20 protein-coding genes and 2 pseudogenes are annotated in these 22835 nt (G+C 73.8%); 17 read left to right on the forward strand and 5 right to left on the reverse strand.

The features are described from left to right. The first annotated feature begins 4 nt into the window (after positions 1-4). Positions 5-646, forward strand: coding sequence for a Type 1 glutamine amidotransferase-like domain-containing protein (locus tag V6U77_RS12550; protein WP_334606457.1), 642 nt, complete (start codon positions 5-7; stop codon positions 644-646). Between the two features lie 29 nt (positions 647-675). On the opposite strand, the gene V6U77_RS12555 is transcribed toward V6U77_RS12550, so the two are convergent. After that, a complete protein-coding gene (locus V6U77_RS12555) occupies positions 676-1590 on the reverse strand; it encodes an aldose epimerase family protein (protein ID WP_334606458.1) in 915 nt (304 codons plus the stop codon). A gap of 52 nt (positions 1591-1642) precedes the next feature. Here V6U77_RS12555 and V6U77_RS12560 point away from each other — a divergent pair, with 52 nt between their 5' ends. From V6U77_RS12560 to V6U77_RS12600, 9 genes and pseudogenes are all read left to right on the forward strand, one after another. Further along, complete coding sequence (locus tag V6U77_RS12560) at positions 1643-2677, forward strand: LLM class flavin-dependent oxidoreductase (protein ID WP_334606459.1); 1035 nt, start codon at positions 1643-1645, stop codon at positions 2675-2677. A 181-nt stretch (positions 2678-2858) separates the two neighbouring features. Beyond that, positions 2859-3959: a septum site-determining protein Ssd gene (gene ssd / locus V6U77_RS12565; protein WP_334606460.1), complete on the forward strand. Its 1101-nt coding sequence runs from the start codon at positions 2859-2861 to the stop codon at positions 3957-3959. Further along, complete coding sequence (locus tag V6U77_RS12570; RefSeq protein WP_334606461.1) at positions 3956-5167, forward strand: TadA family conjugal transfer-associated ATPase; 1212 nt, start codon at positions 3956-3958, stop codon at positions 5165-5167. The genes ssd and V6U77_RS12570 overlap by 4 nt, the downstream gene beginning before the upstream one ends. Beyond that, a complete protein-coding gene (locus tag V6U77_RS30050) occupies positions 5164-6420 on the forward strand; it encodes a hypothetical protein (protein ID WP_442934421.1) in 1257 nt (418 codons plus the stop codon). Before V6U77_RS12570 ends, V6U77_RS30050 begins: the two co-directional genes overlap by 4 nt. Beyond that, entirely contained in the window at positions 6417-7223 is an 807-nt protein-coding gene (locus V6U77_RS12580; RefSeq protein ID WP_442934423.1) for a type II secretion system F family protein, read from the forward strand. The genes V6U77_RS30050 and V6U77_RS12580 overlap by 4 nt, the downstream gene beginning before the upstream one ends. Before the next feature lie 63 nt (positions 7224-7286). Continuing rightward, positions 7287-7415, forward strand: a complete 129-nt coding sequence (locus V6U77_RS12585; protein ID WP_208418639.1) for a DUF4244 domain-containing protein — start codon at positions 7287-7289, stop codon at positions 7413-7415. Beyond that, positions 7412-7810, forward strand: coding sequence for a TadE family type IV pilus minor pilin (locus V6U77_RS12590; protein ID WP_334606462.1), 399 nt, complete (start codon positions 7412-7414; stop codon positions 7808-7810). Before V6U77_RS12585 ends, V6U77_RS12590 begins: the two co-directional genes overlap by 4 nt. After that, entirely contained in the window at positions 7807-8205 is a 399-nt protein-coding gene (locus V6U77_RS12595; protein WP_334606463.1) for an Rv3654c family TadE-like protein, read from the forward strand. The genes V6U77_RS12590 and V6U77_RS12595 overlap by 4 nt, the downstream gene beginning before the upstream one ends. A 574-nt stretch (positions 8206-8779) precedes the next feature. Further along, a pseudogene (locus V6U77_RS12600) lies at positions 8780-8950 on the forward strand (cell division protein DivIVA); the annotation flags it as partial. Positions 8951-8993: 43 nt separating this feature from the next. Here the strand turns inward: V6U77_RS12600 and V6U77_RS12605 are convergent. From V6U77_RS12605 to V6U77_RS12620, 4 genes and pseudogenes are all read right to left on the reverse strand, one after another. Next, positions 8994-9548: a hypothetical protein gene (locus V6U77_RS12605; RefSeq protein ID WP_334606464.1), complete on the reverse strand. Its 555-nt coding sequence runs from the start codon at positions 9546-9548 to the stop codon at positions 8994-8996. Positions 9549-9636: 88 nt separating this feature from the next. After that, entirely contained in the window at positions 9637-10215 is a 579-nt protein-coding gene (locus V6U77_RS12610) for a hypothetical protein (protein WP_334606465.1), read from the reverse strand. Between the two features lie 255 nt (positions 10216-10470). Then, positions 10471-10677, reverse strand: a complete 207-nt coding sequence (locus V6U77_RS12615) for a hypothetical protein (protein WP_121397051.1) — start codon at positions 10675-10677, stop codon at positions 10471-10473. A 364-nt stretch (positions 10678-11041) separates the two neighbouring features. Beyond that, positions 11042-13384, reverse strand: a pseudogene (locus tag V6U77_RS12620) (DEAD/DEAH box helicase); the annotation flags it as partial. A gap of 214 nt (positions 13385-13598) precedes the next feature. Here V6U77_RS12620 and V6U77_RS12625 point away from each other — a divergent pair. From V6U77_RS12625 to V6U77_RS12655, 7 genes are all read left to right on the forward strand, one after another. Further along, the gene (locus V6U77_RS12625; protein WP_334606466.1) at positions 13599-13955 is read left to right on the forward strand and encodes an STAS domain-containing protein; all 357 of its coding nucleotides are present in this window, start codon (positions 13599-13601) and stop codon (positions 13953-13955) included. After that, positions 13955-14389 carry an ATP-binding protein gene (locus V6U77_RS12630; protein WP_334606467.1) on the forward strand — a complete coding sequence of 145 codons (435 nt, stop codon included), beginning with the start codon at positions 13955-13957 and terminating at the stop codon, positions 14387-14389. The genes V6U77_RS12625 and V6U77_RS12630 overlap by 1 nt, the downstream gene beginning before the upstream one ends. Before the next feature lie 336 nt (positions 14390-14725). Next, a complete protein-coding gene (locus tag V6U77_RS12635) occupies positions 14726-17080 on the forward strand; it encodes a sodium-translocating pyrophosphatase (RefSeq protein WP_334606468.1) in 2355 nt (784 codons plus the stop codon). A gap of 112 nt (positions 17081-17192) precedes the next feature. Then, positions 17193-17735 (forward strand): hypothetical protein, encoded by a 543-nt coding sequence (locus tag V6U77_RS12640; RefSeq protein ID WP_334606469.1) that lies wholly within the window; start codon positions 17193-17195, stop codon positions 17733-17735. After that, on the forward strand, positions 17726-18436 hold the full coding sequence (locus V6U77_RS12645; RefSeq protein WP_334606470.1) for a hypothetical protein: 711 nt from the start codon (positions 17726-17728) through the stop codon (positions 18434-18436). Before V6U77_RS12640 ends, V6U77_RS12645 begins: the two co-directional genes overlap by 10 nt. Before the next feature lie 316 nt (positions 18437-18752). After that, positions 18753-21593 (forward strand): type I DNA topoisomerase, encoded by a 2841-nt coding sequence (topA, locus tag V6U77_RS12650; protein ID WP_334606471.1) that lies wholly within the window; start codon positions 18753-18755, stop codon positions 21591-21593. A 137-nt stretch (positions 21594-21730) separates the two neighbouring features. Further along, positions 21731-22693, forward strand: a complete 963-nt coding sequence (locus V6U77_RS12655) for a DUF559 domain-containing protein (protein WP_334606472.1) — start codon at positions 21731-21733, stop codon at positions 22691-22693. The last annotated feature ends 142 nt before the right edge of the window (positions 22694-22835 follow it).

A 22835-nucleotide genomic window follows, 5' to 3' on the forward strand; every position in this document is an offset into this window, starting at 1 on the left:
GACGATGCGTTTGTACCTGTCCTCGTTCCGGCTGGGGAACCGGCCGCAGCGGATGCTGGACCTGCTGCGGGGCGGGACCCGCGCGGCGGTCGTCGGCAACGCCGACGACTACAAGGACGCGGACCTTCGCGCCACCTCGGTGGAGCGGGAGATGAACGACCTGCGTGGGCTGGGCCTCACGCCCGTCGAGGTCGACCTGCGTCACTACTTCGACCGTCCCGACGCGCTGCGGTCGGTGCTCGATTCGGTCGACCTGATCTGGGTCCGGGGCGGCAACCCGTTCATCCTGCGGCGCGCCATGACGCTGACCGGCGCCGACGAGATCCTGCGCGACCTGCTGGCGGAGGACCGGGTCGTCTACGCCGGCTACAGCGCCGGGATCTGTGTGCTGACCCCGTCGCTGCACGGCCTCGAACTGGTCGACGATCCGCACGACGTCCCGGCCGGATATCCGGAGGAGATCGTCTGGGACTGCCTGGGCCTGCTGCCGTACTCCATCCTGCCGCACCACCGGTCGGACCACCCGGAGTCGGCCCTGATCGACAAGAGCCTGGAGTACATGGTCGATCATCACATGCCGTTCGTCGCGCTGCGCGACGGCCAGGCGCTGGTGATCGACGGTGACGACCAGGAAGTCGCCGGCTGACCATGGCACAGGACGGCCGCGCTACCGCATCACCGCCCGGTGACCCGCAGCTCCCAGCCCTCCTCGTAGACCTCGCCGGGGCGCAGCACCGGTGAGGGGAAGTCGGCTCGCCGCTCGGCGCCCGGCCACCCGCCGAACTCCAGGCAGATGCCGCGGCGTGCCACCGGATCGTGGTCGCCGGTGTAGACGCCGACCCCGGAGGCCGTCGTGCTCAGCGTGAGGGCGATGCCCCGGTGCGGCACGGCCAGCTCGCACGCGCGGCTGGGCCCGTCCAGGACGAAGTAGGCGTCGACCGCCTGCGTGCCGAGCACGCGGCGGGTCCGGAAGTCGGATTCCGTGCCGGCCACGGGGACGGGAGAGTCCGGCGAGGGTACGTCGTCGACGATCTCGAGCCGTCGCCCGGCCGGAAGCAGGAGTTCGTGCGCGTCGATCGGCTCGTCGTCGACGCGCCAGTAGACGTGGTTGGCGAGCCCGAAGAGAGTCGGCGCGGACGTCACCCCGCGGTAGTCCACCGTCAGCACACCGTCGTCCGACAGCCGGTACTCGACCTGGGCCTCGACGGCGCCGGGATAGCCCTGGTGCCCGTCCGGAGACGCGAGGGTGAAGACCGCCGCGCGGCTGGAGGGCCGGCTGTCGTCGACACGCAGGTCCCAGCGCTGGGCGTGGAAGCCCGCCGGGCCTCCGTGCGCGTGCCGACCGCGTCGGTCCCGCCGCAGGTCGTACCGGTTGCCGTCGATTTCGAACTGCCCGTCGGTGATCATCCGGCACCAGCGTCCCATGGTGCACCCGACGAAGTGGTTGCGAGCGGGATCGTCGTACTCGGCCAGGTCGGCCAGGCGGGCGACGAGAGGAACGCTGGCACCGGCCGACTTCGCGGTGACGCCGACCAGCGTCGCCCCGAGGGACCAGACCTCCACCTCCAGCGTCGGACAGCTCAGGGTCACCGAGAAAACCTCGCCCCCGGGCCGCTCGAGCTGGTCAGGTACGGTCCCGACCATGCGCGACACGTGGGTGACCAATGCGACGACCTCCGCTTCTCGGCCCTCGTCGGCAGCAGGCGAGGGGGCCCCGACCAGGAACACCCATCCGGTACGCGTGGGCGTCCATTCCGGGCAGCAGTATGGCTCATTCCGGGAGCTCGATGCGCTGTGGACCACCGCGGAGGAGCTCGGGTTCGACTGGGTGTCACTCTTCGACCACTACCGGCCACTCCTGGGGGACCTTGACGGGCCGTGCCTCGACAGCCTGACGAGTCTGGCGGCGCTCGCCGCCCGCACCGACCGCGTGCGCTGCGCCCTGATGGTGGCCGCGCCGGCCTGGCGGCACCCCGCGCTGCTGGCCAACGCCGTCGCGACGGTGGACCTGATCTCGGGCGGACGCGTCGAGTTGGGCGTGGGCGCCGGCGGCAGTGACCGTGGCTACGAGCAGTTCGGCATCGAACGACCGGGCGCTGGTGAACGTCACGAGATCCTCGACGAGTACTGCGCGGTGGTGACGGGCCTGCTGCGCCAGCCCTCCTTCTCCTTCTCGGGCCGGTACTACCAGCTGAGGGACGCGCACGTCAGTCCCCGACCGGCGCAGCCCGTACCCCTGACCGTCGGCGCCACGGGTGAGCGCAAGGGGCTGCGCGTCGTGGCCCGGTGGGCGGACAACTGGAACACCATCGTGCTCCCGATCCCCGTCTACGCGCGCAAGGCCGAGGTGCTCGAACGCTGGTGCTCCGCCGAGGGGCGCGAGCCCACCCGGATCCGACGGTCGATCACGTTCCGGACGGTGCTCTCGTCGTCACCGTCGCGCACCCGGGAGCGCAGGCAGGCGTACCGGGAGGGTCTGGGCCCGGAGCACCCCGACCTGCACGAGCACCTCGACGCGGACACCCCCGAGGAACTGCTCGACACGCTCGGGCGCTACGCCGAGCTCGGCGTCACCGACTTCCTCCTCGCCCTGCGTCCCCCGCTGGACGTCGAGACGTTGGAGGTGTTCGCCACCGAGGTCGTCCCCGCCCTGCGCGGGCAGGCGTCGGACGGGTGACGGCCCGCCGGGGGGCGGGTGCCGTCGCCGGCCCGGAGCGTCCGTAGCACATCGACCCGGCCGGTGGGCGTTGTCCACAGGCGCTGCGGTTGTCCACAGGGCGTGCGGGCGGGGCGGCGATCGGGGGTGTCGGCGGAGCAGGGTCTCGGTCAGCAACCGAGCCCGACCGCTGGAGGCCGCGATGGCACCCCGTACCTCCGTCCCGCCGCACCGGCCTCTGCCGCTGCTCGTCACCTCGGACGGCGACCTGCTCGACGACCTGCTCCGGCTCGCCGCGGCGGGCGGCATCGAGGTGGAGCTCGCCGCCGATCCCGCCGCGGCCCGCACCCGCTGGCTGCCATCACCGCTGGTGCTGGTCGGCGCCGACCAGGCCCAGCCCTGCCTGCGGGCGCGGTTGCCGCAGCGGCCCCGGATGGTGCTGGTCGGCCGGTCCGGGGAACTCGATCCCGGCTGGCAGGTCGCCGAGCTGATCGGTGCGGAGCATGTGGCGACCCTGCCGGCCGCCGAGCCCTGGCTGATCGACCGGTTCGCCGAGTGCGGGCCGGAGGGTGCCGGGCGGGGCGCCGCCCGGATCGTCGCCGTCCTGGGCGGGCGGGGCGGCGCCGGAGCGAGCATCCTGTCGGGCGGGCTCGCCGTGACCGCGGCCCGGGCCCGGCTGCGCACCCTGCTCGTCGACGCCGACCCGCTCGGCGGTGGGCTCGACCTGGTGCTCGGCTGGGAGCAGCTGGAAGGGCTGCGCTGGCCGGCACTGACCGGCGCCGACGGCCGGGTCGACGCGCCGGCGCTGGTGCGGGCCCTGCCGAGCCGGGGTGACCTGGTGGTGCTCTCCTGGGACCGGGGCGACCTGCTCGCGCTTCCCGCCCAGGCGATGGCGGCGACCGTCGACGCCGCCCGGCGGGGCCGGGACTTCGTCGTGGTGGATCTGCCCCGGCAGTTGGACGACGCCGCCGTGACCGCCCTGCAGGCGGCGGACCAGGTCTACGTGGTGGTCCCGGCCGAACTGCGGGCCACCGCGGCGGCGGCCCGCGTGGTGGCGGCCGCGGCCCCGCACTGCGCCGCGATGTCGGTGATCGTGCGCGGTCCGGCGCCGGGCCGGCTCGCGGCGGCGGAGGTGGCCCGGGCGCTCGGGCTACCGCTGGCCGGCACGCTGCGCCCGGAGCCGGCGCTGGCCCGTGGGCTGGAGCGGGGCGAGGCGCCGGCCGCGCACGGCCGTGGCCCGCTGGCGGCGCTCTGCCAGCGGATCGTCGCCGAGCTGACCGGCGCGCCGGCGGACGCGGCATGAGCGGGCCGTCGGAGGGTGAGAGCCTCGCCGCCCGGGTGCGCCAGCGCATCGCGGCCGCGTCGGCGCCGGTCACCCCCGCCGCGATCGTGTCCGCCGTACGGGCCGAGCCCGCCGCCGCCGTCCTCGGCGACACCGCCCTGTTGCGGATGGCCGACCAGGTGCACGACGACCTGGTGGGAGCCGGTCCGCTCGCCCCGCTGCTGGCCGACCCGGAGGTCACCGACGTGCTGGTCAACGGCGTGCGGGTCTGGGTGGACCGGGGACAGGGCCTGCACCAGGTCGCGGTGCCGCTCGGCACCGTGGACGACGTACGCCGGCTCGCCCAGCGGCTCACCGCCAGCGCCGGCCGGCGACTCGACGACGGCTCCCCGTACGCGGACGCACGGCTGCCCGACGGCACCCGGTTGCACGCCGTGCTGCCTCCGGTGGCGACCGACGGGCCCTACCTTTCCCTGCGGACCTTCCGGCAGCGGCCCTTCACCCTGGACGAGCTGGTGAGCCAGGGAACGGTTCCCCGCCCGGTGGCGCCCGTGCTCTCCGCCGTGGTGGCGGCCCGGCTGGCATACCTGGTGACCGGCGGCACGGGCTCGGGCAAGACGACGCTGCTGAACACGTTGCTCGGACTGGTCCCGGGCACCGAGCGGATCGTGCTGGTGGAGGACGCGTCCGAGCTGCACCCCCGACACCCGCACGTCGTCGGCTTGCAGGCCAGGACGGCGAACGTGGAGGGCTCCGGCGCGGTCGGGCTGACCGACCTGGTGCGGCAGGCCCTGCGGATGCGGCCCGACCGGCTGGTGGTCGGTGAGTGCCGGGGCGGGGAGGTCGTCGATCTGCTCGCGGCCCTGAACACGGGCCACGACGGAGGCGCAGGCACCCTGCACGCCAACGCCCCGTCGGACGTGCCGGCGCGGCTGGAGGCGCTCGGAATGCTCGGCGGGCTGCCCCGCCCCGCGCTGCACGCCCAGGTGGCCGCCGCACTGCAGGTGCTGCTCCAGGTGCGCCGCGGCACCGAGGGGCGGGTGCTGGAATCGGTCTGCCTGCTCCTGCCGGAGGGCCCGGACCGACTGGTCACGGCAGTTCCCGCCTGGGTACGCGGGCGAGGGCCGGACCGGGCCGCCCCGGCGCTCGCCGCACTGCTGAGGGAGCGGGCCGTGCCGGTTCCGCCGGTCCTGACCGAGCCGTGGCCCGGATCGGCGGGCCCGAAGTGACCGCCCCGTACGCGCTGGTGGCGCTGCTGCCGACCCTCGCGGTGCTGGTGGCCGGGATGCTGCGTGCTCGGCACCGGCGGGGCACGCTGGTCGCCGGCATCGGCGGAGGCGTGCGCACCTCCGCGGATGACCCGCTCGTCGACTGGATCGCCGAGCTGCGCCGGACGACCGATCGCGATGCGGAAACCACACCGGCACGCGCCGGCGGAGGCCTCGCCCCGCCGCAGGTCGCCGGCCGGCACGACGAACCCCGCCTCCGTGAGCGGCAGCCGCCGACAGGCCCGGACGTCCCGCCCAGCGGCGCCCTGCGAGGGGCACACGAGCCGGGACGCGGGGCCGGGTGGGCGTCGCGGGACGCCGCCGACCGGGCACCCTGGCCCTGGCCCGCCGGTGCCGAGCATGGCGCGACACGACCGGCGGGGCAGGGCGGACCGGGCGGCGCAGATCCCGGTCGGCTACGGCCACCTGCGCGGCGGGACGCCCGACGGCCCGGTGGGACGCCCGCCCCGGCGGCGGTACCGTCCCACCGGCCCGGTGCGCGGACCGATCCGCCCGACGGCCGGCGACCGGGGTGGCTCCGGTCGGACGTGCTGACGGAGTCGCCGAGGCGCGTCCTGCTGCTCGCCGCGTCGACCGGCGCCGGAGCCGGCCTGCTGTTGGCGGGCCCGGTCGCGGCGGTGGCCGTCGGTGCCTACGGCACGCTGGCCGCCCGCGCGCTGCTGCGACGGCAGGCCGGCCAGTACGCCGAGCGGGCCCGTCGACGCCGGCTGGACCAGCTCTGCGGGCTCGCCGCGGACCTCCGGGCCGGCCTGCCGGTACCGGTCGCCACCGAGCAGCTCACCCCCGGCCCGACGACCGACGGTGGATTTCCGGGCGGCATCGCGGCGGCGCGCGCCGAGCGGGGCGGAGCACGACGCCTCGACCGGCTGGCCCGCGCGGCCGTACGCCTCGCCGACCAGACGGGCGCGCCGCTGGCGGAGCTGCTGGAGCGGATCGAGGCGGACGCCCGCTCGACCGACCGTGGACTGGCCGCGGCGGAGGCCCAGGCGGCCGGGGCCCGGGCCACCGCTCTGCTGCTCGCCGCCCTGCCGCTCGGCGGTATCGGGCTCGGCTACGGCATCGGCGTCGATCCGGTGGCGGTGCTGCTGCACACCCCCGTCGGTGGTGCGTGCGCGGTCGTCGCCATCGCGCTCCAGGTCGCGGGACTGTTCTGGGCCGAGCGGCTCGGCGCGACGCCGGGACGGGCGAGCTGATGCCCCGGGTGGCGCTGGCGGTGGGCTTCGTGGTGGCGGCCCTGGCCGTCGTGATGCTCGTGGCGGGACGGCGGCCCCTGCGCCGGCTGCGCGCGCTCCACCGGGCACCCGTCGGCGTGCGTCCGGCCGCCCCGGCCCGCCGATCGGCCGCTTCCGGTGACGCCACGACCGGCGACGACCAGGCCGGGGGACCGCCTCCCCGGCGACGACGGCCGGACGCCATCCGCGTCGCCGCCGGTCTGGGCGGGGTCGCGGTGGTGATCACCGTCGGCGGCTGGGCCGGGATGGTGGCGGCCGTGCCGACGACGCTGCTGCTCGACCGGCTGCTTCGTCGCATCGAGCCGCCGGACGTGCGGAACCGGCGGTTGCGCGAGGCGGCCGATCTTCCGCTCGCCGCCGACCTGCTGGCGGCGGCGATGCGGGCGGGAGCGCCCGTGGACAGGTCGATCCTGGCCGTGGCCGGGGCGCTCGACGGGCCGCTCGCCGACCGGCTCGCCCGGGTCGGCCGGCTGTTGCGGCTCGGCGGGGGCCCCGAGGAGGCGTGGGCTCCGCTCGCGGCGGTGCCGGGGGCCGAGCGGCTCACGGCCGCCGTGCTTCGCAGCGCCAACAGCGGAGCCGCGCTGGCCGGTGCGCTGACCCGGCTCGCCGACGACCTCCGCGCCGACCGGTCCACGGCCGCGGAGGCGGCCGCCCGCCGCGCCAGCGTGCTCATCGTCCTGCCGTTGGGGCTCTGCTTCCTGCCGGCCTTCATTCTCGCCGGCCTGGTGCCGGTGATCGTCGCCGTCCTCGGCGACGTGCTCTGACCATCGTCGAGAAAGGACAAGAACGTGCGCAAACTGCTCGCCCGCCTACGCGGGGACGCCGGAATGAACACCGCCGAGTACGCCGTCGGCACCCTGGCCGCGGTCGCCTTCGCCGGGATCCTGCTGAAGGTGCTGACCTCGGGAAACGTGCAGTCCGCGTTGACCGCCGTCATCGACCGGGCGCTCAAGTGACCGAGCGCCGGTCGGTCAGCCGTGACCGGGGTTCCTTCACCGCCGAACTGGCGGCCGGCCTGCCGGCGCTCCTGCTGCTCCTGCTCGCCGGACTGTCGACGGTCAACGCCGTCGGCACGAGGGCGGGTTGCCTGCACGCGGCCCGGGAGGCGGCGCTGGCCGCCTCCCGGGGCGCCGACGGGGACGCCGCAGCCAGCGGTGCGGCCCCGCCGGGAGCGGAGGTGACCGTCACCGTCGACGGCCAGCGGGTCGTCGCCACCGTCCGGGCACCCGTACGCGCACTCGGCTCCCGGCTACCCCGGATCTCCGTGACCGCGACGGCGGTCGCCGCGGTGGAACCCGGGGTCGCGGGAGTTGCCACACCGGTCCCGGGTGCTCCAGCGGGTGGACGGTGAGCGGGCACCGGTGCTTCGGTGACCGGTCGGCTCGAGGCTCAGGCGGTAGCGCGGGGGAGCGTGGTGGGGCGACCGTGTGTCTGCTCGCGGTGGGGCTGGTGTTCGTCCTGGTCGGGTCGTTCGGTGCCGCCGTCGGCGCGGCCCGAGTCGCCCGGCAACAGGCCCGGGTGGCGGCGGATCTCGGCGCGCTGGCCGGTGCCGGCCGCGGGCTGTGGGGCGAGGCGGCCGCTTGCGGGCGGGCGGCCGACATCGCCGCCGCCAACGGTGGCCGGCTGCTCGCCTGTCGGCTCGACGGTCTCGATGTCCTGGTGACCGTGGAGGTTGCCGTCAACCCGCTGCCGAGGGTGGCGCGGGTGGCGACGGCCAGTGCCCGTGCCGGCCCGGTGCGCGGCTGAACCCCTGCTGCGCACCAAGCCGCCGGGCTGGGCAGAGCGGAGGCATGCCGTCCCGGCAGGCGAGCTTCGTCGATCGTGGCTGCCAAGGGGGCAGCAATGGCACGACGGCGATCTTCATACGACCAGCGAGGTTGGTGATCAACCCGCCAATCGGCGGGGTGGTCGCGCAAACGGCACGGAAAATGGGCTTCCATCCGCCGCACGGTGGCCCATGTCTCACTCGCTGGCTCGTGCGGAGAGGTGTCGTTCGGGGTGGACGTCGCTCGCCACGCTGGGGCAGGAAGCTCAGCTCCGAACGCACCGCTGGAGGAGGACCATGAGAAAGCCGGTCAGGACCGCTGCGATCCTTATCGGGCTGGGTATCGGAGTCGCCGTCGGCTCGTCCCTCGGCGCGGACGCTGGCTGGCCCGGTGTCGCGGTCGCCGTGCTCGGTGTCGGCCTCTCCCTGGCCGGCACCTCGAGATCTGAGCCAGTGCGGGACAACACGGTCGACCCTGACGGAAACGCCTGGTTGATCACTTCCATGCCGGCTGCGGAGAGAACGGCTGCCAAAGAGCAACGGTGGCAGGATCAGACGCGGCCGACGCTCAGCGGTCTCGGCACCCGGGTGGAACAGATCCTCAGGCTCGCAGAGAAACAGGCGGAAGACCACCGCAACGCGGCACGACGCGAATCCGAGGAACTCGTCAACACCGCGCGGCGGGAGGCGGAGACGATCGTGAACCGGGCGCGCGAGGAGGCGGCCCGGATCGCTGGCGCCCAGGGCGGGTAGCGCGGCGGCGAGTGGTTCAGGCCCTGGTGGGCGGCGTCCCGCTGCGCCCGCGACCCCAGTGCAGCAGCCGGGCGGCGATCACGGGCAGGAGGTTCAGCACGACAATGAGCGCGACGACCAGCAAGGCGATCTGGCCGGTGGTGAGCCCGTGCAGCGCCAGCACGAGCCAGGCGCAGGCACCGGTGAGCAGCGCCTGGGCCGCCACGCGTAGCAGAACCCGCTGAATTGGCTGTGGCGTGCCGTCCGGGCCGGGCTTGGGGTCGTGCTGCCAGATCGTGCTGATCGACGCCGCGATCGCGATCAGCAGGGCGATATCCAGCGCCCAGATCGCTGCCGTACCAACGCCAGCGTCGTTGGTCTCCGAAGGCACGGCGACTGTCGCGGCCACAAGCACGACGAGGGTCGGCGGCCAGGTGAAGAGAAAGGCCCATGCTGCTGTCGTGATCGGGTTCCGGTCCGGGTTCGGCAGGCTTGGCGGCGGCTGCACCTGTTGCGCGATGCCGCCGATCACGTCGTCGGAGGCCCGCACCAACTGACGAGCCGAACGAGTGTCGGGCACCGGATCTGACATGCGGGCGAGCCTAATGACCCCTCGCCATGCCGGGCTCGGGCCGTGCCCGGGCCGGGGTGCCGGGAGTCGATACCCCGGCCCGGACGGATCAGCGTCCCTGGAGGGCGTCGAGGGCGACGGCCATCGCGATCACGAGGCGGCGGTCGACCTGCGGGTTGTGGATCTGGACGACGTACCGGTCGCGCAGGCCCCACTGCTTGATCACCGAGAAGACCGGCTGGCCGTTGGCGACGAAGTCGAAGTGGTAGGGCAGCCAGGACAGCGAGTCGACGAACCGGCGCAGCAGCGCCACCGGCATGCTCCGCTCCTGGCCGGTGACCTGCGGCAGGCCGGCCTGCTCGACGTGCCACGTGGACCGCAGCAGGGACTGGGCGAAGTCCTTGCGGAACAGGCCGATCGGGTTGCCGGCGTGGTCGGTCACGTCGTACGTGGCGCCGATGTCGAGGCGCTGGCGGGCCTTGAACCCGAGCAGGGGCTGCTGCTTCGAGTCGTCGGTGTAGATCGTCACCTGCTCCTTGAAGGCGAGCCGCTTCTGCTGGGCGAACGCCAGCAGGCCACCTTCGGAGCCGTCCGGTGCCACGGCGTGGACCTCGTACTGGTTGACCATCATCCGGAGCCGCTGCCGGATGTGGAACTGCTGCTGAGCCTGCAAGTTGTCGAGTTGCATGATTCTCCTTCGAGGGGTCGCCGGAGTGTCGCACAGCTTCACCCGTGCCGCCGTCGACAGGTCGCGCGTCCCTCCTCGCAGGCTACGCGGCCCGACCTGCCAGAACACGGCGGTTCCGGCCGACCCCGCCACGCCGTCCGGACCCTGCCGCGCTGCCCGACCCGCTACCGTGCCGGCCCGGCGGCGCCGTCCGACCGGCAACCCCGCCGCGCCCCGCGACCCCGCCGTGGCCGTGCTGTGCCGCGCGGAGCGGGGTCACCGGCCTCCGTCGACGGTGGCCTTGAGCGCCCACGCGTTGAGGACCTGGTGGATGCTGCGCAGCCGCTCGTTGATCTGTTCCAGGCGCTCGGCCTGCGCCAGGCTCGCGAGTGCGGTGCCCAGGGCGATCTGCTGGTCGGGAGTGAGTTTCTCCTGGTCGATCGTGTAGAGCAGGTCGACGGTCTCGGCGATGGTGTCGGCCACGACTCCTCCTTCGACGGGAAACACGGCAAGGATCCGCGAGCAGCGATGGAAGCGCTCCCACGTCCTCGTTGCCCCGAGAGAAGGGGTTCTATGCCTGCTTTCCACCACCCGGGACGGGGGCGTCCCCCGAACCGGTCTCCACCACCCGGGACGGGGAGCCCTCCGGACCCCCGGGGCCCGGGGCGACGTCGTCCGGAGCGAGGCGTTCCCCCGGAACCGGGGGATCGCCCGCAACGGCGGCACCCCGAACCGCGCGGCGGCCCGGGACCGCGACGCCGCCACCGGACGGAACAACTGACGCGCCGCCGGACGGATCGTCGGCCGAGCCGCCGGACGGGACGCCGGAGTCGCCGGACGGATCGCCGGACGTGCGGGGGGCCGGGACGCCGTCGGGCAGGTTGGCGAGCACCACGTCCAGCACCTTGACCGCGTCCGGCTTGGAGAGCGGGTTGTTGCCGTTGCCACACTTCGGGGACTGCACGCAGGACGGGCAGCCCGTCTCGCAGCCGCACTCCGCGATCGCGTCCCGGGTGGCCCGCAGCCACGCCGACGCCGTCCCGTACGCGCGCTCGGCGAAGCCCGCCCCACCCGGGTGCCCGTCGTAGACGAAGACGGTCGGGGCCTCGGTGTCCGGGTGCACCGCCGTGGAGAGCCCACCGATGTCCCAGCGGTCGCAGGTCGCCGTCAGCGGCAGCAGGCCGATCGCGGCGTGCTCGGCGGCGTGCAGCGCGCCCGGTACGTCGGTGGGCTCCACCCCGGCGGCCGTCAGCGACTGCGGCGACAGGGTGAACCAGACCGCGACCGTGCGCAGTTCCCGGGCCGGCAGGTCCAGCGGGCGGGTGTCGATGACCTCGCCGGTGGCGATGCGCCGCCGCTGGTACGACACCACCTGGCTGGTCACGTCGACCTCGCCGAGGAAGAGCCCGACGGGGCCGGCGTCCACGTACGAGCGGACCGACACCACCGACAGCGAGGTGACGTCGCGGGCGTGGGTGGACCAGTCCGGCTCCTCGGGGTGCACCAGCGCGCACCCGTCGGCCAGGTCGAGCGAGTCGACCACGTACGAGACGCCCTGGTGCAGGTAGACCGCGCCGGGGTGCAGCAGGAAGTGTGACGAGCCGCCGTCGACGGTGCCGAGCAGCCGCCCGGTCGCCGCCTCCACCACGCAGACCGGCGCGCCGCCCTCGCCGCGCAGGTCCACCTCCGGCCGTTCCCGGTGCCGCCAGTACCAGCCGGTCGGCCGCTGCCGCAGCGCCCCGGCCGCCACCAGCTGGTCCACCGCCTCCTTCGCCCCGTCGCCGAAGAGTGCCAGGTCGTCGGGGGTAAGCGGCGCCTCGGCCGCCGCGCAGGCGAGCTGGGGGGCCAGCACGTACGGGTTGGCCGGGTCGAGCACGGTGGCCTCCACCGGTCGCCCGAAGACCGCCTCGGGATGGTGCACGAGATAGGTGTCGAGCGGGTCGTCCCGGGCGACCAGCACGGCGAGCGCCTCCTGCCCGGAGCGCCCCGCCCGGCCGGCCTGCTGCCACAGGGAGGCGCGGGTGCCCGGGTAGCCGCAGATCAGCACCGCGTCGAGGCCGACCAGGTCGACGCCCAGCTCCAGCGCGTTGGTCGAGGCCAGCCCGAGCAGGTCGCCGTGCAGCAGCGCCCGTTCCAGTTCGCGTCGTTCCTCGCGCAGGTAGCCGGCCCGGTAGGCGGCCACCCGGTCGCCGAGCCCGGGCACCGCCTCGTCGAGGGACCGGCGGGCGTTCGCGGCGACCACCTCGGCGCCGCGCCGGGAGCGTACGAAGGCCAGCGTGCGTACCCCCTCGGCGACCGTGTCGGCGAGCAGGTCGGCCGTCTCCCGCAGCGCCGAGCGGCGGACCTGGGTGAGGTCCGCCTGCGGGTCGGCGGCGGCATCCGGCGGCAGCAGCGGCGGCTCCCAGAGCGCGAACGTCACCCCGCCGCGCGGCGAGGTGTCCTCGGTGACGGCGGTGACGGGCAGCCCGGTGAGCCGCCCGGCCGCCGTCGCCGGGTCGCCGGAGGTGGCCGAGGCCAGCACGAAGACGGGCGTGCTGCGGAACCGGGCGCACTGCCGCCGCAGCCGGCGCAGCACGTGCGCGACGTGCGAGCCGAAGACGCCCCGGTAGGTGTGGCACTCGTCGATCACCACGTACGTGAGCCGGCGCAGGAAACCGGACCACTGGGCGTGCCCGGGCAGGATGCCGTGGTGCAGCATGTCCGGGTTGGTCAGCACGAACCGGGAGTGCTTGCGGATCCACTCCCGCTCGGCGCGCGGGGTGTCGCCGTCGTAGCAGGCGGGGCGTACGCCCTCCAGCTCCAGCGCGGCGACGGCGCGCAACTGGTCGGCGGCCAGCGCCTTCGTCGGCGCCAGGTAGAGCACGGTGGCCCGGGGGTCGGCGAGCAGGGTGGCCAGGGCGGGAAGCTGGTAGGCCAGGGACTTGCCGGACGCGGTGCCGGTGGCCACCACCACGTGCCGGCCGTCGTGGGCCAGGGTGGCCGCCTGCGCCTGGTGCCGCCAGGGCGCGACCACGCCGCGCCGGGCGAACGCCGCGCGCAGCTCCTGCGGTGCCCAGTCCGGCCACGGGGCGGGCTCGCCGGCCCGCGCCGGCACCCGCTGCACGTGGGTGACCGGGTCGGCGCCGGTACGGGCGCGCAACCGGCCCAGCAGGTCGGCCGGCGTACGCCCGGGGCCGCCGCCCGCGAGGATGGTGGCCGCCGGCGACGACTCCGGGTCGCGGCGCGGTGACGGCCGCGCCGAGCTGGAGCCGTCGGTGGTCACGTCCTGCACTCTCGCACTGGTGTTCGGAGATGGAAAACGGGGGGCCGGGGTAAGGGGAAGCCTCCGCCGGTGAGCAGAGCCGGCTTCCGGCGGGGATGGTTAGATGCCCAGGAGAGTTTACGGCTCTTGCGAGGGAGGACCGATGGAGCTGTCGCTGGCGACCCGCACCGTGGCCGAGCACACGGTGCTCGAAGTCGGCGGTGAGGTGGACGTCTACACCGCGCCGCGGCTGCGGGAACGGCTCCTCGAGCTGATCGACGGCGGGGCCCGCCACGTCGTGGTCGACCTGGGGCGCGTGGACTTCCTCGACTCCACCGGGTTGGGCGTGCTGGTCGGCGCGCTCAAGCGGCTGCGCGCGGCCGGCGGCTCGTTCGCGCTGGTCTGCGACAAGGAGCCGCTGCTCAAGATCTTCCGGATCACCGCACTCGACCAGGTCTTCCCGCTGCATCCCACGGTCGATGCGGCGATCGGCGCCGACCCGGCCGGCACCGGCGTCTGATGGCCACGGTCAAGCTCTCCTTCTCGCCGGCCCCGGTGCACGTGCGCACCGCGCGCCTGGTCGGGGTGGCGGTCGCCCGGCGGGCCGGGGTCCGCGAGGAGTTGCTCGACGAGGTGCGGCTGGCCATCGGCGAGGCGTGCACCCGCGCGGTCGCCCTGCACCGCCAGTACGGCGTGCCCGAGCCCGTGCTCGTGGAGATGTCCGACACGGGGGCGTACGCGGTGCGTGTCGTCGACCGTGCGCCCATCGAGGCCGGCCTCGGGCTGGCCGCGCTGAACGCCGACCAGCTCGCCAACGAGTCGCTCGACGAGGACGACCTCACCACCGGCGTCGGCTTCGCGCTGCTGGCCGGTTTCGTCGAGGACCTCCAGGTCCGCCCCGTCGAGGACGGCATCGGCACCGAGGTGCGGATGGTCTGGCCCGTGGGCCGCTGAGCTGATCCTCCCGCCCTCGCCGAGGGCGTCGTACGTCGCCAGAGGCCGTGCCCCGCCGGGGCGCGGCCTCTGTGCCATGGATGGGCTCCTATATCAGATTTTTCCTCATAACACAGCGACGGAGATCATCGGGGCGCGGTGCCCCCTCGGTGTGACCTCCAACACTGTGGAGGGCTACAGTACGCGAGTTGTCAGCAAGTGATCCATCCCGCAGCCAGCGGGAACTCAACGCTGGTCCGCCCGGGGTGGGGTGGCGCGCGCTTGCGACTCCGCATCCAGGCGCCGGGCGGTGCGCTGCCACCGGCCGGCGCGAGCGTTCGGTACAGGAGGACACAGATGTCCGACACCTTGGCCGCCGAGGGCGGCGGGATCTCCCTCACCGGGAACAACGTCACGTACGTCGTCATCGCCGCGGTCATCGCGTTGGTGGCGCTCGCCTTCGCCGGCGCGCTGACGAAGGCCGTGCTGGCCGCCGGCAAGGGCACCAACAAAATGCAGGAGATCTCCGGCGCGGTCCAGGAGGGCGCCTCGGCCTACCTGCTGCGACAGTTCCGGACCCTGGCGATCTTCGTGGTCGTCGCCGTGGTGCTGCTGTTCCTGCTGCCGGTGCACGACACCGACGGCAGCGAGACGGCGGTGAAGATCGGCCGGTCGGTCTTCTTCGTCGTGGGCGCGCTGTTCAGTGCGTTCATCGGCGGCGCCGGCATGTGGCTGGCCACCAGGGCCAACCTGCGGGTCGCCGCCGCCGCCCGGGAACGCGAGGGCGGCCGGGAAGCCGCCATGAAGATCGCCTTCCGCACGGGTGGCGTGGTCGGCTTCCTCACCGTCGGCCTCGGCCTCTTCGGCGCCGCGCTGGTCGTGCTCTTCTACCGCAGCGACGCGCCGACCGTGCTGGAGGGCTTCGGCTTCGGCGCCGCGCTGCTCGCCATGTTCATGCGGGTCGGCGGCGGCATCTTCACCAAGGCCGCCGACGTCGGCGCCGACCTGGTCGGCAAGGTCGAGCAGGGCATCCCCGAGGACGACCCGCGCAACGCCGCCACCATCGCCGACAACGTGGGCGACAACGTTGGCGACTGCGCCGGCATGGCCGCCGACCTCTTCGAGTCGTACGCGGTCACGCTGGTCGCCGCGCTGATCCTCGGCCGCGCCGCCTTCGGCGAGCAGGGCCTGGTCTTCCCGCTGATCGTCTCCACCATCGGCGTGCTGATCGCGATCGTCGGCGTCTTCATCACCCGGCTGCGCGCCTCCGACCGCAACGCCCTGACCGCGATCAACCGGGCCTTCTACATCTCGGCGGTGCTCTCCGCGGTGCTGGTGGCGATCGCCACGTACGCGTACCTGCCGGCCACCTTCGCCGAGCTGGAGGGTGGGCTGACCGACGTCAGCGAGAACCCGCGGACCGTCGCCATCGGCGCGGTCGTCATCGGCATCGTGCTGGCCGCGGCGATCCAGGCGCTGACCGGCTACTTCACCGAGACCAACCGGCGCCCGGTGCAGGACATCGGCAAGAGCTCGCAGACCGGCGCCGCCACCGTCATCCTCGCCGGCATCAGCGTCGGGCTGGAGTCGGCGGTCTACTCGGCGCTGCTGATCGGCGCCGGCGTGTTCGGCGCGTTCCTGCTCGGCGGCAGCTCCATCACGCTCTCGCTGTTCGCAGTGGCGCTGGCCGGCACCGGCCTGCTCACCACGGTCGGCGTCATCGTCGCGATGGACACCTTCGGCCCGATCTCCGACAACGCCCAGGGTGTGGCGGAGATGTCCGGCGACATCGACGAGCACGGCGCCCAGACGCTGACCGAGCTGGACGCGGTCGGCAACACCACCAAGGCGATCACCAAGGGCATCGCGATCGCCACGGCGGTGCTCGCCGCGACGGCGCTGTTCGGCTCGTACACCGACACGCTGCGCAGCGCGTACGCCGACGCCGGGGTGGGTGACGTCGGTGCCGAGATCCTCAACTCGCTGAACGTGGCGAACCCGCGCAACCTGGTCGGCCTGATCATCGGCGCCGCGGTGGTGTTCCTCTTCTCCGGCCTGGCCATCAACGCGGTCTCCCGCTCGGCGGGCGCGGTCGTGATGGAGGTACGCCGGCAGTTCCGCGAGCTGCCCGGCATCATGGACGGCACCCAGCGCCCCGAGTACGGCAAGGTCGTCGACATCTGCACCCGGGACGCGCAGCGCGAGCTGATCACCCCCGGCCTGCTCGCCATCCTCGCGCCGATCGCGGTGGGCTTCGGCCTCGGGCCGGGCGCGCTGGCGGCGTACCTGGCCGGCGCGATCGGTGCCGGCACGCTGATGGCGGTCTTCCTGTCCAACTCCGGCGGCGCCTGGGACAACGCCAAGAAGCTCGTCGAGGACGGCGCGTACGGCGGCAAGGGCTCCGAGTCGCACGCCGCGACGGTCATCGGCGACACCGTCGGCGACCCGTTCAAGGACACCGCCGGCCCGGCGATCAACCCGCTGCTCAAGGTGATGAACCTGGTCTCGCTGCTGATCGCGCCGGCCGTGGTGGCCTGGAGCATCGGCGACGAGCGGAACACCGCCCTGCGGGTGGGGATCGCCGTGGTGGCGACGCTGATCATCGTCGCGGCGGTGGTGTTCAGCAAGCGCAAGGGTGTGGCGATGTCGGACTCCGACTCCGGCTCGGGCGCGGGCAGCGCGGACCAGCGGCCGGAGACGGTCAACGCCTGATCCGTCCCCTGTCCCGGTCCCCGGTCGGCCCGCGCGGCCGGCCGGGGACCGCCCGTGCCTGCGGCAAACCTGTCCGCTGCCCGGACTCGACAGAGGCCGTACGCTGCAACGCATGCGCACGTGCCGGGCGGCAGCCGCCGGAAAGCTCACGGTGGTCGTGGCCACGCTCGTACTCGTGACGGCCGGCTGTGGCGGCGGCCCCAGCCCGCGGGCGTGGGCGGCGTCGGTCTGCTCCGCGCTCACCCCGTGGCGGGCCGAGATCAGCAAGCTGACCAGCAGCACGGACCAGCAGATGACCGCCCAGACCACCCCGGCACAGGCCAAGGAGAACCTCGTGCGGCTCTTCGGCGGCGCGGAGCGGGCCAGCGAGACCGCCCGGCGCAAGGTCGAGGAGGCCGGCGTCCCGGAGGCCGAGCACGGCGAAGAGGTCTCCGCCGGCTTCCGCGCCTCGCTGGCGAAGGTGCGCGACGCGTACGGCCGTGCCCGCGACACCATCGACGGGCTGGGCACCGGCCAGCCCACCGTCTTCTACGACGGCGTCCGGGCCGCCGTGGAGACCCTGAACAAGGAGTACGACGCCAGCGCGCTCGACACCAGCCGGCTCAACTCCGAGGAGTTGAAACGCGCCTTCGACGAGGTGCCGGAGTGCCGCTGAGCGGGACCGGTGACCCGCCGGGCGGCGAGACCCTGCCGGCGCTCTTCCCGGCGCCGGCGGACCGGGTCGCGCCGGCCGCCCGTCGTACCGCCCCGCCCCCGCCGGCCGACGCCGACGGGTCCGCCCGGCAGCTGACCTTCTTCGGCGCGGAGGCGGCGGACCCCTCCCTCGCCGACCTCGCCGGGCTGCTGGCCGGCCCGGGGGAGGTGGTCCGGATGGGCGGCACCGCCCGGCTCTCGGTCGTGGTGGACGCCGCCTGGCGGGTGCACGTGCTCGTCGCCGAGCTGGCGCTGCGCGGAGTGGCGGCCACCTGGGAGGCGACCGCCGACGGACGACACGCGGTGCGCACCTCGTACGCCCGCACGCTCAAGCCGCTCGCGACGGCCTGGCTGCGCGGCACCGGCAAGCGGCCGCCCGCCGGCTTCCACCTCAACGGGCGGCGGCTGCGGCTCTGGCTCGCCGCGGCGGGCGCCGCCGAGCCGTCCGGTTTCCTGCTGCGGCTCGGCGCCGCCGACGCCGAGTGCTGGGCGCCGGTCGGCGCGGCGCTCGACGCGGTCGGCCTCTCCGGGGCGCTGCTCGCGCCCGGCGAGGGCGGCCCGGCGTACCGGATCACCGGCCGTCGGCGGCTCGCCCGCCTGGCCGAGCTGGTCGGCGACCCGCCGCCCGCCGCTCCGGCCGGCGACTGGCCGGCCCGCTCCTGACGCCCGAGTGCCTGTCCGATGCGGGACAGCAAGTGCGCAATCCTGCGGAAAACGACCGGGTGGCGCCTCGGCCGAGGGTCCGCCATCGTCACAGTGTCCTGCCCGACGGCACACGCACGGTGTACGGTGGCGCCGTCCGGCACGCCCAGCCGCCGGTGCAGAGGGACGCCACGCGCCGGGGCGGTTTGCCGCCCCCGAAACCCGAAACGCGGGCGGCGCGTTACGTTGGACATCCGGACCGCCGAGGGTCGGCGGGCCGAAAGTGGCCCGAACCGGGCGTCGGTGGCTGCGAGCAGGAGTGAGGTCGGGGAGAGACGTGCCGAGCAACGCTGGAACCACCCGTCTGGTCATCGTCGAGTCACCGGCGAAGGCCAAGACGATCTCGGGCTATCTCGGCCCGGGATACGTCGTGGAGGCCAGCTTCGGCCACGTCCGGGACCTCCCGCGCAACGCCGCCGACGTGCCGGCCAAGTACAAGGGCGAGCCGTGGGCCCGCCTCGGGGTGGACGTCGACAACGGCTTCCACGCCCTCTACGTGGTCTCCGCCGACCGCAGGCAGCAGATCAGCAAGCTGGTGAAGCTGGCCAAGGAGGTCGACGAGATCTTCCTGGCCACGGATGAGGACCGCGAGGGCGAGGCGATCGCCTGGCACCTGGTGGAGACGCTCAAGCCCAAGGTGCCGGTCAAGCGGATGGTCTTCCACGAGATCACCAAGCCGGCCATCCAGGCCGCGGTGGCCAACCCGCGCGAGATCGACCGGGACCTGGTCGACGCCCAGGAGGCCCGGCGCATCCTCGACCGCCTCTACGGCTACGAGGTCTCGCCCGTGCTGTGGAAGAAGGTCATGCCGAAGCTCTCGGCGGGCCGGGTGCAGTCCGTGGCGACGCGGATCGTGGTGGAGCGCGAGCGGCAGCGGATGGCCTTCCGCACGGCGGAATACTGGGACATCCTGGCCACGCTCGCCGTGACGAACGCCGGCGAGGGGCCGCGCAGCTTCAACGCCACCCTGGTCGCGCTGAACGGCGATCGGATCGCCACCGGCAAGGACTTCGAGCCGACCACCGGCCGGGTGAAGGCCGGCGCCGGCGTGGTGCACCTCGACTCCGGCGGCGCCCGGGGGCTCGCGGCCCGGCTGGAGGGTCGGCCGTTCAAGGTCACCCGGGTCGAGGAGAAGCCCTACCGCCGCCGGCCCTACGCGCCGTTCATCACCTCCACGCTGCAGCAGGAGGCGGCCCGCAAGCTGCGGTTCTCGTCGCAGCAGACGATGCGCACCGCGCAGCGGCTCTACGAGAACGGCTACATCACCTACATGCGTACCGACTCGGTGAACCTGTCGGAGACCGCCATCACGGCGGCCCGCCGGCAGATCGTCGAGCTGTACGGCGAGCGCAGCGTGCCGCCGGAGCCCCGCCGCTACACCGGCAAGGTGAAGAACGCGCAGGAGGCTCACGAGGCGATCCGCCCGGCGGGGGACAACTTCCGCACCCCGGGCGACGTGGCCAAGGAGCTCTCCGCCGAGGAGTTCAAGCTCTACGAGCTGATCTGGCGGCGCACCATCGCCTCGCAGATGACCGACGCCGTCGGCTCCAGCGTGTCGGTGCGCATCCGCGCCGTCTCCTCCGCGCAGGAGGAGGCCGACTTCGGCGCCACCGGCAAGACCATCACCGACCCGGGCTTCCTGCGGGCGTACGTCGAGTCCAGCGACGACGAGAACGCCGAGGCCGAGGACGCCGAGCGTCGCCTGCCCAACCTGGTCAAGGACCAGCCGCTCACCGCCGACGAGCTGGCCGCGCAGGGCCACCACACCCAGCCGCCATCGCGCTACACGGAGGCCTCGCTGGTCAAGGCGCTCGAGGAGCTGGGCATCGGCCGCCCCTCGACGTACGCGTCGATCATGCAGACCATCCAGGACCGCGGCTACGTGACCAAGCGCGGCCAGGCGATGATCCCGACCTTCCTGGCCTTCGCGGTGATCGGCCTGCTGGAACGGCACTACCCGCGCCTGATCGACTACGACTTCACCGCCAGCATGGAGAACGAGCTGGACGAGATCGCCGGCGGTGACCACGCCGCCGTCGACTTCCTCACCGCGTTCTACTTCGGCAGCGCCAACGGCGCCGGCGACCAGGACATCGCCCGCTCGGGCGGGCTGAAGAAGCTGGTCACCGAGAACCTCAACGAGATCGACGCGCGCAGCGTCAACTCGATCCCGCTGTTCACCGACGACGAGGGCCGCGAGGTCGTCGTGCGGGTGGGCCGCTACGGGCCGTACCTGCAGCGGGCGGTGCCGGGCGAGCAGCAGGCGCCGGCCGCCGAGGGCGAGGAGGGCGGCGCCCAGGGCGACCGGGCGCCGATCCCCGAGGGGCTCGCGCCCGACGAGCTGACCCCCGAGAAGGTGCACGAGCTGTTCCTCGGCGGCGGTGGCGAGCGCAAGCTCGGCGACGACCCGGGCACCGGTGAGCCGATCCTGCTCAAGTCGGGCCGCTTCGGCCCCTACGTCGCCAGCGGCGAGCGCAAGTCGTCGCTGCTGCGCTCGCAGTCGCCGGACTCGCTGACCTTCGACGAGGCGCTGAAGCTGCTCAGCCTTCCCCGGCTGGTCGGGTTGGCCCCCGACGGCGCCGAGGTCTTCGCCAACAACGGCCGCTACGGCCCGTACGTCAAGCGCGGTGACGAGTTCCGCTCGCTGGACTCCGAAGAGAAGATGTTCACCGTCACGCTGGACGAGGCGCTGGCCCTGCTCGCCGCCCCGAAGGCCCGCCAACGTCGGGCCGCCGCGCCTCCCCTGCGGGAGATGGGCGTCGACCCGCTGACCGAGAAGCCGCTGGTCATCAAGGACGGCCGGTTCGGCCCGTACGTGACCGACGGCGAGACGAACGCGTCGCTGCGCCGCGGCCAGACCCCGGAGGCGCTGAGCATCGAGGAGGCCTCCGAGATGCTCGCCGAGAAGCGGGCCAAGGGGCCGGCGCCGAAGAAGACCGCCGCGAAGAAGGCGCCCGCGAAGAAGGCGCCCGCCAAGAAGGCCACGGCGGCGAAGAAGACGGCCGCGGCGACCAAGTCGACGGCGGCGAAGAAGACCACGACGGCCAAGGCCACCACCGCCAGGAAGACCCCGGCGAAGAAGGCCGCCCCGAAGAAGGCCACCACCAGCACCGACTGACCGACCGGGCGCGGCGGAAGCTGCTGACGGAAGAGATCTTGGCAGGCGATGGCCCCTGGGAGGGCCGGGACTTGCCAAGGTCTCTTTCTTGTCCACAGGGGCAGCGCGAGGCGGGACCGCGTGGGCAGGGTGGGGGCGTGAGACCTCGCTTCACGCAATCGCTGGCGGCGCTGGGTCGGGCGGTGCCAGGCGACGACACCGACGAGTTGGCCTGGTTGCTCTTCCGGCAGGACGAGGTGATCAGCCTCGACCAGGCGCTTCGACACCTGACCCACAAGGCGATCCGGCACCGGGTGACCAGCGGACGGTGGCGACACGTCCACCGTGCCGTCTTCGTCACCCACAACGGGCCGATCGGTCCCGCACAGCTTCGGTGGGTCGCGGTGCTGGCCGCCGGGCCGGGCGCGATGCTCGGCGGGCTCACGGCCGCCCAGGCGGGAGGCCTGCGCGGCTTTCCCGACCTGACGATCCATCTCCTGCTGCCGGCTGGCCGGCGGCGCGAGCTGCCGCAACGAGTGGTGGCACACCGGACGACCCATCTGCCGGAGCGAGACGTGCTCGGGGCCGGGCAGCCGCGTCGGACGACGCCCGCCCGTTCGGTCGTGGACGCGGCACAGTGGGCGCGTACCGACGCCGAGGCCCGGGCGATCGTCGCGGCGGGCTTCCAGCAACGGATCGTGTGCGAGGAGGACCTGCGCGAGATCCTCGACCGGATGCCACGGCTGCGTCGCCGGAAGCTGATCCTGAGCGTCGCCACGGACGCGGGCGGCGGGGCGCACTCCCTCGCCGAGCTGGACTTCCTGACTCTGGCGCGCCGCGCCGGACTGCCCGAACCCACTCGGCAGAAGATCAGGTACGACGCCACCGGGCGGCGCCGCTACCTCGACGCGTACTTCGAGGAGTGGAAGGTGCACGTCGAGATCGACGGCGGCCAGCATCTCGACCCGCGCGCCGCCTGGGCCGACATGCGCCGCCAGAACGACCTGTGGGTCGAAGGAGATCGTGTTCTCCGTTTCCCGTCCTGGGCCCTCCGCGCCCACCCGGCCGAGGTCGTCGCCCAACTCCGCACGGCACTTCGCCGAGCGGGCTGGCCGGGCTGACCGTCCGCACGGAGATCTTGGAAGCTGCCGGCCCCTCTGGCGGGCTCAACCGGTGGTTGCAACACCAAGTAGCTGGGTCATCTTCTCACCTGGGGTGGCCCAGCCCAGGGTCATCCGTGGGCGGTCGTTGAGTTCGTCGGCG

The sequence above is a fragment of the Micromonospora sp. CPCC 205546 genome (genome assembly GCF_036902715.1).
Lineage (GTDB): Bacteria > Actinomycetota > Actinomycetes > Mycobacteriales > Micromonosporaceae > Micromonospora.